The sequence below is a fragment of the Streptomyces sp. NPDC085937 genome, from assembly GCF_044540535.1.
GTDB lineage: Bacteria > Actinomycetota > Actinomycetes > Streptomycetales > Streptomycetaceae > Streptomyces.
Genome location: NZ_JBITSH010000003.1, coordinates 286,848 through 300,805, shown reverse-complemented (window position 1 = coordinate 300,805; position 13,958 = coordinate 286,848). Strand labels below are relative to the sequence as shown.

At 73.3% G+C, this 13,958-nt stretch carries 13 protein-coding genes; 3 read left to right on the top strand and 10 right to left on the bottom strand.

The features are described from left to right. The first annotated feature begins 75 nt into the window (after positions 1 to 75). Positions 76 to 576 carry a metallophosphoesterase family protein gene (locus ACIF8S_RS08420; protein WP_399998107.1) on the top strand — a complete coding sequence of 167 codons (501 nt, stop codon included), beginning with the start codon at positions 76 to 78 and terminating at the stop codon, positions 574 to 576. 120 nt (positions 577 to 696) lie between these two features. Here ACIF8S_RS08420 and ACIF8S_RS08415 read toward each other — a convergent pair whose 3' ends face one another. The 7 genes from ACIF8S_RS08415 to ACIF8S_RS08385 are packed head-to-tail and all read right to left on the bottom strand — an operon-like array spanning position 697 to position 8,299. Further along, positions 697 to 1,395 carry an SRPBCC family protein gene (locus tag ACIF8S_RS08415; protein ID WP_399998106.1) on the bottom strand — a complete coding sequence of 233 codons (699 nt, stop codon included), beginning with the start codon at positions 1,393 to 1,395 and terminating at the stop codon, positions 697 to 699. Positions 1,396 to 1,407: 12 nt separating this feature from the next. Further along, a complete protein-coding gene (locus ACIF8S_RS08410; RefSeq protein ID WP_399998104.1) occupies positions 1,408 to 2,529 on the bottom strand; it encodes an XdhC family protein in 1,122 nt (373 codons plus the stop codon). Next, positions 2,522 to 3,706 (bottom strand): VWA domain-containing protein, encoded by a 1,185-nt coding sequence (locus ACIF8S_RS08405; protein WP_399998482.1) that lies wholly within the window; start codon positions 3,704 to 3,706, stop codon positions 2,522 to 2,524. Before ACIF8S_RS08405 ends, ACIF8S_RS08410 begins: the two co-directional genes overlap by 8 nt. 5 nt (positions 3,707 to 3,711) lie before the next feature. After that, entirely contained in the window at positions 3,712 to 4,602 is an 891-nt protein-coding gene (locus tag ACIF8S_RS08400) for an AAA family ATPase (RefSeq protein WP_399998481.1), read from the bottom strand. Between the two features lie 6 nt (positions 4,603 to 4,608). Then, positions 4,609 to 5,463: an FAD binding domain-containing protein gene (locus tag ACIF8S_RS08395; RefSeq protein WP_399998103.1), complete on the bottom strand. Its 855-nt coding sequence runs from the start codon at positions 5,461 to 5,463 to the stop codon at positions 4,609 to 4,611. Beyond that, complete coding sequence (locus tag ACIF8S_RS08390; RefSeq protein WP_399998101.1) at positions 5,460 to 7,829, bottom strand: xanthine dehydrogenase family protein molybdopterin-binding subunit; 2,370 nt, start codon at positions 7,827 to 7,829, stop codon at positions 5,460 to 5,462. Before ACIF8S_RS08390 ends, ACIF8S_RS08395 begins: the two co-directional genes overlap by 4 nt. Then, the gene (locus tag ACIF8S_RS08385; RefSeq protein ID WP_191879369.1) at positions 7,826 to 8,299 is read right to left on the bottom strand and encodes a (2Fe-2S)-binding protein; all 474 of its coding nucleotides are present in this window, start codon (positions 8,297 to 8,299) and stop codon (positions 7,826 to 7,828) included. The genes ACIF8S_RS08390 and ACIF8S_RS08385 overlap by 4 nt, the downstream gene beginning before the upstream one ends. 251 nt (positions 8,300 to 8,550) lie before the next feature. Between ACIF8S_RS08385 and ACIF8S_RS08380 the strand changes: the two genes are divergently transcribed. After that, complete coding sequence (locus ACIF8S_RS08380; protein WP_399998100.1) at positions 8,551 to 10,524, top strand: GTP-binding protein; 1,974 nt, start codon at positions 8,551 to 8,553, stop codon at positions 10,522 to 10,524. Positions 10,525 to 10,551: 27 nt separating this feature from the next. On the opposite strand, the gene ACIF8S_RS08375 is transcribed toward ACIF8S_RS08380, so the two are convergent. Continuing rightward, complete coding sequence (locus ACIF8S_RS08375) at positions 10,552 to 11,805, bottom strand: YncE family protein (RefSeq protein WP_399998099.1); 1,254 nt, start codon at positions 11,803 to 11,805, stop codon at positions 10,552 to 10,554. Between the two features lie 173 nt (positions 11,806 to 11,978). On the opposite strand from ACIF8S_RS08375, the gene ACIF8S_RS08370 reads away from it, so the two are divergent. Beyond that, positions 11,979 to 12,641 carry a TetR/AcrR family transcriptional regulator gene (locus ACIF8S_RS08370; RefSeq protein WP_399998097.1) on the top strand — a complete coding sequence of 221 codons (663 nt, stop codon included), beginning with the start codon at positions 11,979 to 11,981 and terminating at the stop codon, positions 12,639 to 12,641. A 7-nt stretch (positions 12,642 to 12,648) separates the two neighbouring features. Here the strand turns inward: ACIF8S_RS08370 and ACIF8S_RS08365 are convergent, their stop codons facing one another. Together ACIF8S_RS08365 and ACIF8S_RS08360 are read right to left on the bottom strand one after the other, a co-directional pair. Then, positions 12,649 to 13,023 carry a nuclear transport factor 2 family protein gene (locus ACIF8S_RS08365; protein ID WP_150155091.1) on the bottom strand — a complete coding sequence of 125 codons (375 nt, stop codon included), beginning with the start codon at positions 13,021 to 13,023 and terminating at the stop codon, positions 12,649 to 12,651. A 23-nt stretch (positions 13,024 to 13,046) separates the two neighbouring features. Continuing rightward, the gene (locus ACIF8S_RS08360) at positions 13,047 to 13,952 is read right to left on the bottom strand and encodes an SDR family oxidoreductase (protein WP_399998096.1); all 906 of its coding nucleotides are present in this window, start codon (positions 13,950 to 13,952) and stop codon (positions 13,047 to 13,049) included. Positions 13,953 to 13,958 lie beyond the last annotated feature (6 nt).

Sequence of the window (13,958 nt, the reverse complement as noted above, 5' to 3'; positions counted from 1 at the left end):
CCGCCGGGGTGCGGGTCCGACGGCGTGTGCGCGGGCTCCCCGCCTCCGCCGCCCCCGACCCCTAGGCTGCCCACCGTGCGTCTGCTCCTGATGTCCGACACCCACCTGCCCAAGCGCGCCAAGCAGCTGCCCGAGCCGCTGCTGGAGGAGATTCCCCGCGCCGACGTCGTCGTGCACGCGGGGGACTGGGTCGACACCGACACCCTCGACCTGCTGGAGAGCCGCAGCCGCAGGCTCCTCGCCGTGTACGGCAACAACGACGGGGCGGCGCTGCGGGCCCGGCTGCCCGAGGTGGCCCGCGCGGAACTCGGCGGGCTGCGCCTGGGGGTGGTCCACGAGACCGGCGCCGCGCAGGGGCGGGAGAAGCGGTGCGCCGCACGCTTCCCCGATCTCGACGTCCTGGTGTTCGGACACAGTCACATCCCGTGGGACACCACGGCGCCGACGGGACTTCGACTGCTCAATCCGGGGTCTCCGACGGATCGCCGCCGGCAGCCCCACTGCACCTATATGACCGCCGCGATCACCGGGGGCCGGTTGTCCGAGGTGGACTTCCACCGGCTGCCGCCGCGCTGACGGTCCGGGCCGTCTCGCTCGGTGGAAACGGCCCGGGCGCTACGAGTAGATGCGACTCTTCCACGGACCTCCTTCCAACCATCGGAGGTGATACCGGGCGACTACCCCTGCCCGCGGGGCTCACACACCCCGGACGAGATTCTTCCGGGCCTTACCGCGCCGGCGTTTCCCCCGTACGCAAACGGCGACCACCACGGCCGCCGCCACCACCGCGGCGGCGCGCGCGGCGACCGGCAGCCCGGCCGTGTGCAGCAGGTCCAGCGGCTCCCGCACCCCGGACGCCGGCCGCTCCGGTGCCGCGACGGACGCGGGCCTCGCCTCGCCGGCCGCCTGCCCGCGAGCCCCGTCCCCGGGCGCGTCGTCCTGGCCGGCCGCCGGCTCGGTCAGCCGCTCCGCGAGACACGCGGCGAACTGGCCGATGATCCGCTCGCCCACCTCCGCCAGCACACCCCGCCCGAACTGCGCCGGCCGCCCGGTCACCGTCAGATCGGTGTGCACGGTCACCGCCGTCACCCCGTCCCGTTCGCTCAGGGTGCCGGTCACCGTGGCGCGGGCCGTGCCCTGCCCCCGGGCGTCCCGCCCCCCGGCGACCAGCACCAGGCGGCGCGCCTGCTCGTCCCGTTCCTCGAAGACGGCGGTGCCCTTGTACGTCACGGTCACCGGGCCCACCTTGACCCGCACCGAACCGGTCACCGTCTTGTCGTCGTACTCCTCCACGCTCGCCCCGGGCAGGCAGGGCGCGACCCGTTCGATGTCGAGGAGGGCCCTCCAGGCGTCGTCGACCGGGACGGGCACGGTGAACTCGTGACGCAGTTCCATGGCTTCCTCCTGTCAGCGGGCGGAACCGGTGGACGGCCGGGACGGGTGGACCGCGCCCCGGGTCGTGGTGAGCGGGGCGCCCGAACCGCCCCAGCGCAGGGCGACGATCTCGGCGGCCACCGACACGGCCACCTCCTCCGGCGTCCGGGCGCCGAGGTCGAGGCCCACCGGGGAACGCAGCCGGGCCAGCTCCCGCTCGGTGAGTCCGGCCTCCTTCAGATGCCTGGCACGCTCGTCGTGCGTACGACGGCTGCCCATCGCGCCGATGTAGGCGGCCGGCCGGCGCAGCGCTTCGGTGAGCAGCGGCACGTCGAACCTGGGGTCGTGGGTGAGCACGCAGATCACCGTGCTCCCGTCGGTGTCCGTGCCGGCGAGGTACCGGTGCGGCCACTCGACGACCACCTCCACGTCCGCGGGGAAGCGCCGGGGCGTGGCGAACACCGGGCGGGCGTCGCACACGGTGACCCGGTAGCCGAGGAAGACACCGATACGGGCCACGGACGCCGCGTAGTCGATCGCGCCGAACACCAGCATGCGCGGCGGCGGCGCGAAGCTCTGCAGGAACACCTCCACCGCGTCCTCACGGCGCTGCCCCTGTGGCCCGTAGTGCCGCAACCCGGTCGCACCGAGGGCGAGTTCACCGCGCGCGTCCGCGGTGACCGCCACGTCGAGGCCCTCCGTCCCGAGACCACCGGCGGCCCGGTCGGGCCACACGGCGAGCGTGGCGCCGCGCCGCGCGGGACCTGAGGTGACCGTCGCCACCGTGACCGGTTCGCCCGCCGCCACCGACGCGGCGACGTCACCGAACGCCGGGTCCAGTTCCGGCGTGACCGGACGCACCAGCAGGGTGAGCTCGCCACCGCAGGTCAGCCCGACCGCGAAGGCGTCCTCGTCGCTGTAGCCGAAGGTCTCGAGCCGCGCCTCGCCCTCGGCGACCACCTCCCGCGCCAGCTCGAACACGGCGCCCTCCACGCAGCCGCCGGAGACACTGCCCACCACCTCGTCGTCCGGGCCGACGGCCATCACCGCACCCGGGTCGCGCGGCGCGCTGCGGCTCACCTCGACGACCGTGGCCAGGCCGAACGGCGCCCCGGCCGCGTACCAGCGGCCGAGCACCGGGAGTACGTCACGCACCATCCGCTCCTTCCACGGGCACCCCCTCCACCGGGCGGCCTCCGCGCACCACCCGCGCCAGCCGCTCCAGCGCGGCGAGGCTGTGCCCCTCGACGAACGCGTCCACGCTCGGCAGCGCCGCCGCCATCCCGGCCGCCAGGGGGGCGTACCCGGGCCGCGCCTTGAGCGGATTGGCCCAGATCACGCGGTGCGCGAGCCGGTGCAAGCGTCGCATCCCCTCGGCGAGCAGCTCCGGATCGCCACGCTCCCAGCCGTCCGACAGCAGCACCACGACCGCGCCCCGGGCCGTGCCCCGCCGCCCCCAGCGGTCCAGGAACTCCTTCAGCAGCTCCCCGAGCCGGGTCCCGCCGCGCCAGTCGGGCACCGCCGACGCCACGGCCGCCATCGCCGCGTCCGGATCCCGGTGCGCCATCGCGCGGGTGACCCGGGTGAGCCGGGTGCCCACGGTGAACACCTCGGTGTGCCGGCCGCGCGCCGCCGCGTGCGCGAACCGCAGCAGCGCGTCCGCGTACGGCGCCATCGACCCGCTGACGTCCACGAGGAGCACCACCCGGCGAGGTCGCTCGGCCCGCTTCCGGCGGAGTGGCCGCACCGGCTCGCCGCCGCCGCGCAGCATGGCCCGCACCGTGCGGCGGGGATCGGTCTCCCCGCGCCGGGCCGGTCGCCGCCGGGCGGTGCGCCGCACCGGGCCGCGCAGCGCGAAAGCGGCCAGCAGCCGCCGCACCTGCTCCCGCTCGGCCGGGTTCAGCTCCGCCACGTCACGGTGGCGCAGCACGTCGGTGGAGGCCGCCCACGACGGCAGGCGCGGCGCGCGCTCCACGGGGGTGCCGGGCCGGCCGGTCGGGGTCGCCTCGTTCCGCAGGACCGGGCGCGGGCGCGGCGGCGCCGGGACCGGGTCGGGCGCGGGCGGGCCACCGGTGCCGAACCACGCCGCGAACTCCCGGTCGTAGCGGGTCAGGTCGTCCGGGCCGCCGCACAGCGTCAGCCGCCCCGCCCAGTACACGTCCCTCCGCGCCCCCGGTCGCAGCGCCTCCGCCGCCCGCAGGAACGCCCGCACCCGCTCGCCGCTCACGTCCGCGCCGGCCGTGCGCAGCCGCCGCGCGAACCCGAGGAGCACGGCGGCCGGGTCCGGCACGTCACCGGCCGCCGAGCGACTCCGGGACGGGGCACCGTGCACACCGGTCACCGCCGCCCCGCCAGCACGGCCGCCAGATCCAGGCCCCGCGCCCGTTCCGCGTCCTCGCGGTACTTCAGCGCCGAGCCCAGCGTGGCCGTCGCCAGGCCCGCGTCCACCTCGCTCGCCCCCAGCGCGTCCAGGGCCCGCACCCAGTCGATGGTCTCCGCCACCCCGGGCGGCTTCACCAGATCGTGCCGCCGCAGCTCCTGCACCAGCGCGGTCACCTGTTCGGCCAGCCGCTGAGCCACCCCCGGCAACCGGCCGCGTACGACGGCGAGTTCACGGCCGAAGTCCGGATGGTCGAACCAGTGGTACAGGCAGCGCCGCTTCAGCGCGTCGTGCACCTCGCGGGTGCGGTTGGAGGTCAGCACCACCAGCGGTGGCACCTCCGCCCGCACCGTGCCCAGCTCGGGAATCGTCACCGCGAAGTCCGACAGCAGCTCCAGCAGGAACGCCTCGAACTCGTCGTCCGCACGGTCGATCTCGTCCACCAGCAGCACGCACGGACCGCTCTCCAGCGCCCGCAGCAGCGGCCGGGCGAGCAAGTAGCGGCGGTCGTACAGCGCGCCCTCCAGCTTCTCCGGGTCGGTGACCCCGGCCGCCTCGGCGGCCCGCAGCCGCAGCAGCTGACGCGGGAAGTCCCAGTCGTACAGGGCCTGCGAGGCGTCGATGCCCTCGTGGCACTGCAAGCGGATCAGCGGGGCGTCCAGCACCTCGGCGAGGGCGGAGGCGAGCGCGGTCTTGCCCGTGCCCGCGTCGCCCTCGCAGAAGACCGGACGGCGCAGCCTCAGCGCCAGGAAGCACGCGATGGCCAGCCCCTCGTCGACGAGGTAGCCCGTCTCCTCCAGGGCGGCCCGCACCTGCTCCGGGCCGCCCGGCCATTCCTCGGCGGTGATGGGCCCTCACCCCATCCCGGCGGCGGCGAGCACCGCCCGCCCGGTCAGCACCCGCGCCAGATGCGCCCGGTACTCCGGGGAGGCCGAGGTGTCCCGGGACGGCCGGGTGCCGGTGGCCGCCTCGCCGGCCGCCCGCTTCACCGCCGTGGCGTCACCCGCGCCCGCGAGCGCCTCCTCGGCCGCCGGGGCGCGCAGGGGGGTCGAGCCCATGTTGGTCAGGCCCACCCGCGCCTCGGCGATGCTCCCGTGCTCCCGCCGCACCAGCGCGGCCACGCCGACGATCGCGTAGGCCTGCGCCACCCGCTGGAACTTCTCGTAGTGGAAGCCCCAGCCGTCGGTGGACGGCAACCGCACCTCCACCAGCAGCTCGTCCGGCGCCAGCGCGGTCTCCAGGTAGTCGGTGAAGAACGCGCGGGCGGGGATCGAGCGCCGCCCGCGCGGCCCCACCGCGACCAGTTCGCCCTCCAGTGCCAGGATCACGGCCGGCAGGTCGGCGGCCGGGTCGGCGTGGGCGAGCGACCCGCCGAGCGTGCCCCGGTGCCGTACGGCCGGGTCGGCGACCGTGGCCGTGGCGGCGGCCAGCAGACCGGCGTGCCGGCGCACCAGCGCGTCGTGCAGCACGTCGTGGTGGGTGGTCATGGCGCCGACGACGAGCGTGTCGCCCTCCATTCGGCTGCCGCGCAGGCCGGGGATGCGGCCGGTGTCGACGAGCAGCTGCGGGAACGCCATCCGCAGCCGCATCAGCGGCAGCAGGCTCTGCCCGCCGGCCAGCACCTTCGCGTCCTCGCCGCCGTCGGCGAGGGCCCGCACCGCCTCCTCGACGGTGTGCGGGCGGACGTAGTCGAACGCGGGGGGAATCATGCCGGGTCCTCCTCACCGTGGATCGCCCGCCACACCCGCTCCGGGGTGCACGGCATGGTCACGTCCGTCACGCCCAGCGGCCTGAGCGCGTCCACGATCGCGCCGACCACAGCCGGGGTGGAGGCGATCGTCCCCGCCTCCCCGACGCCCTTGACCCCGAGCGGGTTGGAATCGGCGGGTGTCTCCGTCCGGTCCGTCACGAAGTCCGGCAGGTCCACCGCGGACGGCACCAGGTAGTCGGCCATCGTGCCGGACAGCAGGTTGCCGTCGTCGTCGTACACGGCCTCCTCGTACAGCGCCTGGGCGATGCCCTGCGCGAGTCCGCCGTGCACCTGGCCCTCGACGATCATCGGGTTGACCACCCGGCCCACGTCGTCGACGCACACGTAGGAGCGGATGCGGGTCATCCCCGTCTCGGTGTCCACCTCCGCCGCGCACAGATGGGTGCCGTGCGGATAGGAGAAGTTCTCCGGGTCCAGGACGTGCTCGGCGTTGATGGTGGGTTCCATGCCGTCGGGCAGGTCGTGCGAGGTGAACGCCTCGAACGCCACCTCCTGGATGGTCTTCCGCGCCTCCGGCGAGCCCTTCACCGAGAACGCCCCGCCGGTGAACTCCAGGTCCCGCTCGCTCGCCTCCAGCAGATGCGCGGCGATCTTCCGCGCCTTGTCGACCACCTTGCGCGCCGCGTGATGCACCGCCGCCCCGCCCACCACCAGTGAGCGCGAGCCGTAGGTGTCCATGCCCTGCGGGGCCGCCCGGGTGTCGCCGTGCACCACCTCGACGTCCTCGAACGGCACGCCCAGGACGTCCGCCGCGATCTGGCTCCAGGACGTCACGTGCCCCTGGCCGTGCGGGCTGGTGCCGGTGACCACCTCGACCTTGCCGGTGGGCAGCATGCGGATGCTCGCCGCCTCCCAGCCGCCCGCCGCGTACCGCAGATCACGCAGCACCCGGCTCGGCGCGAGCCCGCACATCTCCGTGTACGTCGACACCCCGATGCCGAGCCGCACGGTGTCCCCGCGTTCGTCGCGCTTGCGCTGTTCCTCGCGCAGTCCGTCGTACCCGAACAGGGCGAGCGCCTTGTCGGTGGCCGCCTCGTAGTTGCCGCTGTCGTAGGTGAGCCCCGCGATCGAGTCGTACGGGAACTCCTCGTGCCGGATCCAGTTGCGGCGCCGCAACTCGACCGGGTCCATGCCGAGTTCGGCGGCCAGCTCGTCCATGATCCGCTCGATGGCGTACGTCGCCTCCGGGCGTCCGGCGCCGCGGTAGGCGTCGGTGGGGGTGCGGGTGGTGAACACGCCGGTGCAGCGGAACTCGTAGGAGTCCATCTTGTAGATCGCCGGGTACATGAAGGCACCGAGGATCGGCACGCCCGGGGTGACCAGCATCAGATAGGCGCCCATGTCGGCGAGCAGGTCCACCTTGAGGCCGCGCAGCCTGCCGTCGCGGTCGGCGGCGATCTCGACGTCCTGGATCATGCCGCGTCCGTGGTGGGTGGCGAGGTAGCCCTCGGAGCGGGACTCGGTCCACTTCACGGGGCGGCCGAGGCGGCGCGCGACCGCCAGCGCGATCGCCTCCTCGCCGTACACCTGGAGTTTGGAGCCGAAGCCGCCGCCCACGTCGGGGGCGACCACCCGCAGTTTGTGCTCGGGTATCCCGGTCACCATGGCGAGCATCACCCGCAGGATGTGCGGGATCTGCGTGGCCGAGTACACCGTGTACTCGCCGGACGCGGCGAGCGGCGTGACCACCACCGCGCGCGGTTCCATCGCGTTGGGGATCAACCGCTGCTGGTGGTAGCGGCGCCGGACGACCACCTCGGCGCGTTCCCGGACCGCCGCGAAGTCCTCACCGGCCCTCAGCGGCCAGTCGTAGCAGCGGTTGGTGCCCTTGTCCGCGTGCACCAGCGGCGCGTCCTCGGCGAGCGCGGCCTCCAGGTCGAGCACCGCCGGCAGCGGCTCGTACGCGACCTCGACGGCCTCCAGCGCGTCCGCCGCCGCGTACCGGTCGCGGGCCACGACGACCGCCACCGGGTCGCCGGCGTGCCGCACCTCCTCCACGGCGAGCGGTGGGTGGTCCGGGTGCACCATGTCCTCGGTCACCGGCCACGCGCACGGCAGCGATCCCATCCCCTCCGCGAGATCGCTCCCCGTGAACGCGGCCACCACGCCCGGGAGTTTCCGGGCGGGGGAGACGTCGATCCGCTCGATGCGCGCATGCGCCATCGGGCTGCGCACGATCGCCAGGTGCAGCATCCCGGCGGCCTGGATGTTGTCGGTCCAGGTGGTCTGCCCGGTGAGCAGCCGGGCGTCCTCCTTGCGCAGCCGCGCCCGGCCCACCTCGGCCTCGACGGCGCCCTCGGTCATGCCCGCACCTCCTCGTCGGAGGCGGCGGCCAGCACCGCGCGCACGATGTTCTGGTAGCCGGTGCACCGGCAGAGGTTTCCTTCCAGGGCGTGCCGCACCTCGTCGGCCGTGGGGCGGGGATTCTCCTTCAGCAGGTCCCTGGCCGCCATCAGCATGCCGGGCGTGCAGTAGCCGCACTGCAGCGCGTGCCGCTCGTGGAAGGCCCGCTGCAGGCCGGTCCACTCGCCGTCGCTGCTCAGGCCCTGCACGGTCGTCACCGCGCAGCCGTCGGCCTGGACGGCCAGGACCGAGCAGCTCTTGACGCTCTCCCCGTCCAGATCGACGGTGCAGGCCCCGCAGTTGGAGGTGTCGCACCCGACGGGCGTCCCCGTCAGGCCCAGCCGGTCGCGCAGGTAGTGGACCAGCAGCAGCCGGGGCTCCACCTCGTCCTCGTACGTCGTGCCGTCCACCTTCACCGAGATACGGGTCATGTGCCCTCCCAGAAGCGTGCGAGGGATACCGGTCGGTCGCCGGACGTGATGCGCGTCACTCTAAGGGGGTGGTTCGTGACGGGGCGAGAGTCGGGACGGGGCTTTTTGTTGAGCATTAATCCGTTGTGCCGCACGTGCCCGTCTGGTCCACTGCTGGGGAACCGCCGTCGGGAACCGAGGAGCAGCAGTGCGAGGAACGTTCATGTCCCCCCAGGAAGGAACACCCCTCACTCCGAAGGACATGACGCTTCGTGCACGTGCTCAATCTGGGAATCCTCGCCCATGTCGACGCCGGTAAGACCAGCCTGACCGAGCGGCTGCTGCACACCGCCGGCGTGATCGACGAGCTGGGCAGCGTCGACGACGGCAGCACCACCACCGACACCCTCGCGCTGGAGCGCCGGCGCGGCATCACCATCAAGTCGGCCGTCGTCTCGTTCCCGCTCGACGACATCACCGTCAACCTGCTGGACACCCCCGGCCACCCGGACTTCGTCGCCGAGGTGGAGCGGGTGCTCGGCGTGCTGGACGGCGCCGTGCTGGTGCTCTCCGCCGTCGAGGGCGTCCAGGCACGGACCAGGGTGCTGATGCGCGTCCTGCGCCGGCTGTCCCTGCCCACCCTGATCTTCGTCAACAAGATCGACCGGCGCGGGGCGCGCGAGGCGGAACTGCTCCGGGAGATGGCGGCACGCCTGACCCCCGCGCTCGCGCCCATGGGCACCACCGAAGGGCTCGGCACCCGGGACGCACGCTTCGTGCCCGGCCCGGTGCCGTCCGCCCTGGACGTCCTCGCCGACCACGACGACGGCTTGCTCGCCGCGTACGTCGACGGAACGCTCACGCCGGCCCGGATGCGGGAGGCCGTGGCCGGGCAGACCCGTCAGGCGCTTGTTCACCCGGTGTTCTTCGGCTCCGCCGTCACCGGCGCGGGCGTCGGTGAACTGCTCACCGGGGTGCGGGAGTTGCTGCCCCAATCCAGCGGCTCGCCCCACGGGCCGCTGTCCGGCACCGTGTTCAAGGTGGAGCGGGGCCCCGCGGGGGAGAAGATCGCCTACGCGCGCCTGTTCTCCGGCACCCTGCGCGCCCGCGACCGGATCCCGGTCGGCGCCGGGAAAGTCGCGGAAGGCCGGGTCACGGGCCTCAGCGTCTTCGACCACGGCGCGGACAGCCGCACGGATGCCGTGGAGGCGGGCCGGATCGCCCGGCTGTGGGGCCTGACGGACGTCCGCGTCGGCGACGCGATCGGCGAACCTCCGAAGGAACAACGGCAGTTCTTCTCGCCGCCCACCCTGGAGACCGTCGTGGTGCCCGGGGAAGGCGTCGACCCGGGCCGGCTGCACCTCGCGCTCGCCCAGCTCGCCGAACAGGACCCGCTGATCGGGCTGCGCCACGACGAACGGCGGCGCGAGACCTCCGTGTCGCTCTACGGCGAGGTCCAGAAGGAGGTCGTCCAGGCCACCCTCGCCGAGGAGTACGGGCTCGACGTCACCTTCCGCGGCACCACCCCGCTGTGCGTGGAGCGGCTCGCCGGGCCGGGGGAGGCCGCCGAGTTCATCAGGCAGGACGGCAACCCCTTCATCGCCACGGTCGGGCTGCGGGTCGACCCGGCGCCGCCCGGCTCCGGCACGGACTTCCGCCTGGAGGTCGAGCTGGGCGCCATGCCGTACGCCTTCTTCAAGGCGGTGGAGGACACCGTGCGGACCACGCTCGGGCAGGGGCCGCACGGCTGGCAGGTCACCGACTGCGCGGTCACCATGACGCACTGCGGGTACTGGCCCCGTCAGAGCCACGCCCACCAGCGCTTCGACAAGAGCATGTCGAGCACCGGTGCCGACTTCCGCGGGCTCACCCCGCTGGTGCTGATGGACGCGCTGCGCCGGGCCGGCACCGTGGTGCACGAGCCCGTGCACCACTTCCGGATCGAGGCCCCGGCGGACACCCTGGGCGCCCTGCTGCCGGTCCTCGGCGGACTGGGCGCCGTGCCGCGGACCACCGGCACCCGGGGCGCGCTCGGCGTCCTGGAGGGCACGGTGCCGGCGGCCCGGGTGCGGGAGCTGGAGCAGCGGCTGCCGGGGCTGACGCGGGGCGAGGGCGAGCTGGAGACCCGGTTCGGGCACTACGCGCCCGTCACGCACGGCCCGGTGCCGCACCGGCCGCGCACCGACCACAACCCGCTGAACCGCAGGGAGTACCTGCTCAACGTGGTGCGACGGGTGGGCGGTTGACGCGCACGGCCCACCCGCCGCGCCGGATCAGCCGCCGGAGGGGGCGGTCCAGCCCTCCCGCACATGGCCGAGCCGGACCCGCTGCGGGTGGTCACCGACGGGGACCGACACGGTCTTCTCGCCCGTCGCGAAGTCGATCGCGGTGATCCGGTCGGCGCCGCTCTCGGAGACCACGCAGGACTCTCCGTCACCGCTCACGGTCGCCCAGTACGGCTTGGAGACCGGGACGAGCGGACCGTGCTCGAAGGTGTCGCGGTCGACCACGGTCGCGTAGTCGTCCATCGTGCCCGCCACGCACAGCTTCGCGCCGTCGGGCTTCATCGTGATGCCGTGGTGGCGCGAGTCGTTGACCCAGGTGGTGCGGTCCTCGCTGGTCGCCGGGTTCTTCGGCAGAGTTTTGACGCGGGTGATCCGGTCGGTGGTGACGTCGTACTCGAAGAAGCCGTTGAAGAACGACACCTGGAAGTACAGCTTCGACTCGTCGGGGGAGAAGGCCGCCGGGCGGACGGCGTCGGAGTGGTCCCTGAAACCGGCAGCGTCCAGCCGGTCCCGCATGTCGATGACCTTGACCTGCTGGAACGTCCGCGCGTCGGCGACCGTGATCTTGCGGTCGCCCTTCGTCCAGTCCAGCCAGGGCGCGTCCAGGTCGGTGTTCACCTCGCCGATGGACATGTTCCAGATGTGGCGGCCGTCGCGGCTGAAGACGTTCTCGTGCGGCTTGTCGCCCGTCTTGAACGAGCCGACCTGCTCGCCGGTCGTGATGTCGAGGACGTGCACCGTGTTGGACGTCGAGGCCGAGACGGCGACCCGGGTGCCGTCGGGCGACACGGCCATGTGGTCGGCCCGGTAACCGGACACGGCGAAACGCCAGTTGACCTGTCCGGTGGCCAGGTCGAGCGAGACGACGTCGGCGAAGCTGGGCCGGGAGACCACCACCGCGGTGCCGTCCGGGGTGGAGTACATGTCGTCGACGAACTGGTCGTGCCCCTCACCGACGCTGTTGCGGATGGCCATGAAGTAGATCCAGCGGATCGGGTTGGCGTTGATCTCCGCCATCCGCTGCGCCTTGTCGGGGACCACGTCGATCCGGCCGATCCGTCCGAAGTCACCGCCCGATTCGATGACGTCGGCGGTGCCGTCCCAGTTGTTGCCCACGAACAGCACCTCCCGCAGGTCCGCGGAGGGTGCCTGGCCGGCGGCGCTCGCGACGCCGGCGGGGGCGGTGACGGTCAGGGCGAGGACGGCGGCGAGGGTGCACAGGTGTCTGCTGCGGATCGGCATGGCGGGGTCTCCTCTGCGGGTGGGGGCGCTATGAGCGGGACATGCCAATTGCGGGAGGGGAATCTGAACAGGCGGGCTTTCAGAATGAACTTACTGAAAAGTAGGTAAGGGCTGCCCCTCTTCACAAGACCGCGGACACGACAAAATCGCCGGAAGCGAGGAGGGGAGGTCCGATGGGGGGCAGACTGGGCGCACCGAGCGGCCGGTACGCCGGGAAGTCCGCCGAGGAGCGGAAGGCCGAGCGGCGCCGGCGCTTCCTCGACGCGGCCCTCGAACTCTTCGGCGGCGGGCCCGGGTACCGGTCCACCACCGTCGCCGCCCTCAGTGAGGCCGCGGGACTGTCGACCCGTCAGTTCTACGAGGAGTTCCGCACCCTGGAGGACGTCCTCGCCGCGCTGCACCTTCAGGTCAACGACTGGGCCGAGGCGGCGGTCCTGACCGCGGCCGCCGAGGCGGCCGGCGCGCCGATCGCGGAGCGCGCCGCGGCGATCTTCCGCGCCTACGCGGCCGACGTCACCCGCGACCCGCGCCGCATCCGCATCGCCTTCGTGGAGATCATCGGGGTGAGCCCGCGCCTGGAGAAGCAGCGGCTGACCCGCCGTGCCCGCTGGGTCGACCTCATCTGCGCCGAGGCGGAGGCCGCCGTCGCCCGCGGTGAGGCACCGCCCCGCGACCACCGGCTCGCCGCGACCGGGTTCATCGGCAGTGTCAACGGGCTGCTGCACGACTGGAACGCGGGGTGGGTCGAGGCGACCCTCGACGAGGTGGTGGACGAACTGGTCCGCCAGCTCCTGGCGATCCTCCGTCCGCCGGAGACACCGAAGCCGAGCGGATGACGGAGCGTCAGCCGGCCGGAGCGATGTCGCCCGCGAAGATGATCATTTGGTCGATCAGCCCCCGACGAAGGTGGACGACGTCCGTCCCGGCCAGCCGGGGCCCGTCGTCGGGGGTCGTGAACACCCACCGGTACCGGGCCCACTCGTCGGGCATGTCCACCCCCGAGCAGCGGACCATCGTGCCGGACCCGGCCGGGTGCCGCCGGATGTCCAGCACGAACCGCTCCACCGCCTCGATGCCCTCGCTGCGGCCCAGCGGCCCCCAGAAGACCACGTCCGAGGTGAGCGCCTGGGACAGCAGCGAGGTCACGTAGGCGTCGTCGGAGGCGTTGAACGCCGAGATGAACGTGTCGATGGCCGACCGGGCGGTGTCTGCATGCATGCACCCAGTCATACCAGCCCCGGTCAGCCGTCGGCCGGTGTCCCGGTGATGAGGAGATCGGTGAAGCCGATGCGGTCGTAGAACTCGGAGCGGATCCGGTCGGCCACCTCGCTGACCCTCTCCGAACCGTCGTCGGCGGGGTCGACGGTCACCCGGAAGGGCCGCTCGCCCTTCGGCGCGTCGACCACCGCCACGATCGTGCGGGCGACCTCGCCCGCGTCCGCGTCCGGCGGCGACAGCGCGGCCAGCCGCTTGCCGACGTCGTCCATCAGCCCCTCGTACAGCTCGTCGTACGCCTCGGCCGTCGCCGTGTCCTCGGGACGCATCGCGTGCGCGAAGTGGTTGGTGCCGGAGGTGAACGAACCGGGCACGACGATCGAGGTGTCGATGCCGAACCGGGACAGCTCCACGGCGTAGCTCTTCGCCAGGTGGTCCATCGCCGCCTTGGCGCCGAAGTACGGGGCGAGGTACGGCGGCGTGCCGCCGTAGGTGCTGGTGGAGCCGACCCACACCAGCAGGCCGTCCCGGCGCTCCCGCATGAGCGGCAGCACCGCCCGGTTGACCCGCTGCGTGGACAGCACGTTGGTGTCGTAGATCTCGGCGAGCTGCTCGGGGGTGAAGGACTCGGCGGGGCCGAGCACCATGTGGCCGGCGTTGTGGACGACCACGTCGACGCGTCCCGCCTCCTCGGTGACCGAGGCGACGGCCGCGTCCACCGAGTCCTGGCGGGAGACGTCGAGTTCGACGGTGCGCAGGTCGGCCTCGTGCTCCTCCGCGTACGCGCGGGCCTCGGCGACCGCCGGGGCGTTGCGCCCGGCGGTGTGCCGCATCCCGGCGTAGACGGTGTGCCCGGCGTCCGCGAGGGCACGGGCGGTCAGCGCCCCGAAGCCGCTGGAGGCGCCGGTGATCAGGATGACGTGAGCGGACATGATGGG